This is a genomic window from Streptomyces griseorubiginosus (genome assembly GCF_017614965.1).
GTDB classification, from domain to species: domain Bacteria; phylum Actinomycetota; class Actinomycetes; order Streptomycetales; family Streptomycetaceae; genus Streptomyces; species Streptomyces griseorubiginosus_B.
In genome coordinates this window covers 1-3,915 of record NZ_WVUG01000495.1, presented here as the reverse complement: position 1 = coordinate 3,915, position 3,915 = coordinate 1, and the positions used below count along the sequence as shown (strand labels likewise).

General features: G+C 68.0%; 3 protein-coding genes. All 3 read left to right on the top strand.

Going from position 1 to position 3,915, the window contains the following annotated elements; genetic code table 11:
- On the top strand, nt 1-982 hold a 982-nt coding region (locus GRC12_RS42535), incomplete at its 5' end, for a vitamin B12 dependent-methionine synthase activation domain-containing protein (protein ID WP_280117600.1).
- 209 nt (nt 983-1,191) lie between these two features.
- Complete coding sequence (locus GRC12_RS42530) at nt 1,192-1,887, top strand: HAD family hydrolase (RefSeq protein WP_208785800.1); 696 nt, start codon at nt 1,192-1,194, stop codon at nt 1,885-1,887.
- A 376-nt stretch (nt 1,888-2,263) separates the two neighbouring features.
- On the top strand, nt 2,264-3,868 hold the full coding sequence (locus tag GRC12_RS42525) for an ABC transporter substrate-binding protein (protein ID WP_208785799.1): 1,605 nt from the start codon (nt 2,264-2,266) through the stop codon (nt 3,866-3,868).
- The last annotated feature ends 47 nt before the right edge of the window (nt 3,869-3,915 follow it).

Here is a 3,915-nt window from a genome sequence, read left to right as displayed (position 1 = left end):
GCGTTACGCCCGGGACGCCTTCGAGGGCCTGCGGCTGATGGACGCCCTGATCGGCGTCAAGCGGGGGGTGCCGGGGGCCAAGCTGCCGGAGCTGAAGCAGCGCCGGGTGCGGGCCACCGCGTCCGCCGAGGTCGACGAGCAGCCGGTGGAGGGCAACGTCCGCTCCGACGTCGCCACCGACAACCCCATCCCGGAGCCGCCGTTCTTCGGCACCCGCGTCGTCAAGGGCATCCAGCTCAAGGAGTACGCCGGCTGGCTCGACGAGGGCGCGCTGTTCAAGGGCCAGTGGGGCCTCAAGCAGGCCCGCACCGGCGAGGGACCCTCGTACGAGGAACTCGTCGAGACCGACGGCCGGCCGCGGCTGCGCGGGCTGCTGGACCGGCTGCAGACCGAGAACCTCCTCGAGGCCGCCGTGGTCTACGGCTACTTCCCCTGCGTCTCCAAGGACGACGACCTGATCATCCTGGACGAGCACGGCAACGAGCGCACCCGCTTCACCTTCCCGCGCCAGCGCCGTGGCCGCCGCCTCTGTCTCGCGGACTTCTTCCGTCCGCAGGAGGCGGGGGAGACGGACGTCGTCGGACTGCAGGTCGTCACCGTCGGGTCCAGGATCGGCGAGGAGACCGCCAAGCTCTTCGAGGCCAACTCCTACCGCGACTACCTGGAACTGCACGGACTGTCCGTGCAGTTGGCCGAGGCGCTCGCCGAGTACTGGCACGCGCGGGTGCGTTCGGAGCTGGGTTTCTCCGGTGAGGACCCGAGCGACATCGAGGACATGTTCGCCCTGAAGTACCGTGGCGCCCGGTTCTCGCTCGGCTACGGAGCGTGCCCGAACCTGGAGGACCGCGCCAAGATCGCCGATCTGCTCGAACCGGAGCGCATCGGTGTCCGCCTGTCCGAGGAGTTCCAGCTGCACCCGGAGCAGTCCACGGACGCCATCGTGATCCACCACCCCGAGGCGAAGTACTTCAACGCCCGCTGAGGGCGACGCGGGGAGGTACCCGGAAAGGGGCCGCCTGGGGGCGCATCGGCGCACATCAGGGCGGCCCCCAGCGGTAGTGACGGTGTGCCCCGGACCACGACGGTTAAACGAGGCGCTTCCGCCGCGAGAGACGTACACTGGTCGGTCCACTGCAGGCCGGTTCCCCGCGCGGGAACCGGCCTGATCGTCCCTCAAGGAGGTGCGCCCGGATGACCAGTACGGTCCCCGCGCTCGGAACCCGTACGGCCGAAGGCTCAGCCCTGCAGGCCGTGCTCCTCGACATGGACGGCACCCTGGTGGACACCGAGGGTTTCTGGTGGGACGTGGAGGTGGAGATCTTCGCGCGCCTCGGCCACGTCCTCGACGACTCCTGGCGTCATGTCGTGGTCGGCGGTCCCATGACCCGCAGCGCGGGGTTCCTGATCGAGGCCACCGGTGCGGACATCGAGCTCGCCGAGCTCACGGTCCTGCTCAACCAGGGCTTCGAGGACCGCATCGCCCGCGCCCTGCCGCTGATGCCGGGCGCGGCGAGACTCCTCGCCGAGCTCTCCGAGTACGAGATCCCGACCGCCCTGGTCTCCGCCTCCCACCGGCGCATCATCGACCGGGTGCTCACCTCGCTCGGGCCGCAGCACTTCGCGCTGTCGGTGGCCGGCGACGAGGTCCCGCGGACCAAGCCGCACCCCGACCCGTATCTGACCGCGGCGGCCGGGCTCGGCGTGGATCCGGCCAGATGCGCGGTCGTCGAGGACACCGCGACCGGCGTCGCCGCGGCCGAGGCCGCGGGCTGCCATGTCGTGGTGGTGCCCTCCGTGGCCCCGATCGCCCCCGCCGTCCGCAGAACCGTCGTCGGCTCCCTGGAAGAGGTCGACTTGGCATTTCTCCGGGGTCTGATCACCGACTGATGACGAAAGGGAATTCGGCTTCCGGCGGATGACCGAATTCCAGTACTGTTGCCGCCCGTTGGATATGTGAGGTTCCCCACTTGCACGGGGGTCGACAGTCACGGTCGGTTGTGCAGGTTGCCCCTGTTTTCTATGATCAGGCGTGCCTTTGTGTCCTGATTGATGGAAGGCTGCACTAATCCTTCCCCCGAAGGGTTTTCGGTCTGTCCACACCCGGTTTCACTGCGTGATGGCGTCTCAACTCCGGTGGCTGCGGGTCCCCGTGCAGGTGCGGACTAATCTCGTCGCGAGAAACCCCGCCCCTACCCCCGTGTTCCGCCGCGACACCCCTGCATGCCGGATACACGGACCTGAACAGCTCTGGAGAATCACGAGCATGAACCGCAAGACAATGGTGCTGCCTGCCGTCGTCGGCCTGCTGGCGCCCGTGCTCGCCGCCTGCGGAGGGTCCGGCAGCGGCAGTGGCGGCGGTGACGCCATCGTCGTCGGCACCACGGACCGGTTCACCGTGACCAAGGCCGCGCCGGCGCCGCTGGATCCGGCGTACGCGTACGACGTCGGCACCTGGAACATCCTGCGCCAGACCGTGCAGACGCTGATGATCCAGCCCAAGGGCGAAGGTGACCCGGTGCCCGAGGCCGCCCAGAAGTGCGGCTTCACCGACAGCGGCAACGAGCGCTACGCGTGCACCCTGCGCGACGGCCTCAAGTTCGCCAACGGCGACAAGATCACCGCGGCCGACGTGAAGTACTCCATCGACCGCGCCCGCGCCATCAAGGCCGACTCCGGCGTCTCCGCCCTGCTGAACACCATCGACACCGTCGAGACGCAGGGCGACAACGAGGTCATCTTCCACCTCAAGACCGCCGACGCCACCTTCCCGTACAAGCTGTCGACCCCGGTCGCCGGCATCGTCAACCCGGACGATTACGAGAAGAACAAGCTGCGCGACGGGTTCGACGTCGACGGCTCCGGCCCGTACACCCTGTCGGCCGACGTCAAGGACAACGCGATCGTCAAGGCCACGTTCACCAAGAACCCCAATTACAAGGGGACGCTCAAGGTGAACAACTCCAAGGTCGACATGGTCTCCTACGACGACGCCTCCGCCATGGGCTCCGCCCTGGACAAGGGTGACATCGACGTCATGACCCGCACGATGTCTCCCGACCTGATCCGGAAGCTGTCGGCCGGCACCAACAGCAGCGAGGACCTGGTCGAGATGTCCGGCCTGGAGATCCGCTACCTCGCCTTCAACACGAACGCGCCCTCCGTGAAGAGCAAGGCCGTCCGCCAGGCGATGGCCCAGCTGATCAACCGCGGCGAGCTGGTCTCCAAGGTGTACGGCACCCAGGCCGACCCCCTGTACTCGCTGGTCGCGGCCGGCGTCACCGGCCACTCCAACTCGTTCTTCAACAAGTACGGCGAGCCGAGCGTCCCCAAGGCCAAGTCCCTGCTGATCAAGGCCGGCATCAACACACCGGTCAAGCTGACGCTGCACTACACGACCGACCACTACGGCTCGGCCACCGCGAAGGAATTCCAGATCCTGCAGAAGCAGCTCAACGACAGCGGTCTGTTCGACGTCAGCATCCAGGGCGCCAAGTGGGACGACTTCGTCCCGGCCGAACGCAAGGGCGAGTACGACGTCTGGGGCATGGGCTGGTTCCCGGACTTCCCGGACCCCGACAACTACCTGGCGCCGTTCCTCGACACGGACAACTTCCTGAAGCTGCCGTACAAGAACAGCAGGATCATCAACACCCTGATCCCGGACTCCCGCCGCGAGGCCGACCGCATCGCCGCCGGCGACGACCTCACGACGATCCAGGACATCGTCGCCGACGACGTGCCGATCCTTCCGCTGTGGCAGGGCAAGCAGTACGTCGCCGCCCGCGACGACGTCACGGGAACCGCCTACGCGCTCAACTCCTCCTCCACCCTTCAGCTCTGGGAGCTCGGCCGGGGCACCAGCAACTGACGGGCCCGGCCCCGCCCGCACGGGCGGGGCCGGCCGGACAACGGGGG

Excerpts from the sequence above, each read along its gene's own strand:
- GRC12_RS42530 (WP_208785800.1), top strand. The coding sequence starts at position 1,192 with ATGACCAGTACGGTCCCCGCGCTCGGAACCCGTACGGCCGAAGGCTCA.
- GRC12_RS42525 (WP_208785799.1), top strand. The coding sequence starts at position 2,264 with ATGAACCGCAAGACAATGGTGCTGCCTGCCGTCGTCGGCCTGCTGGCG.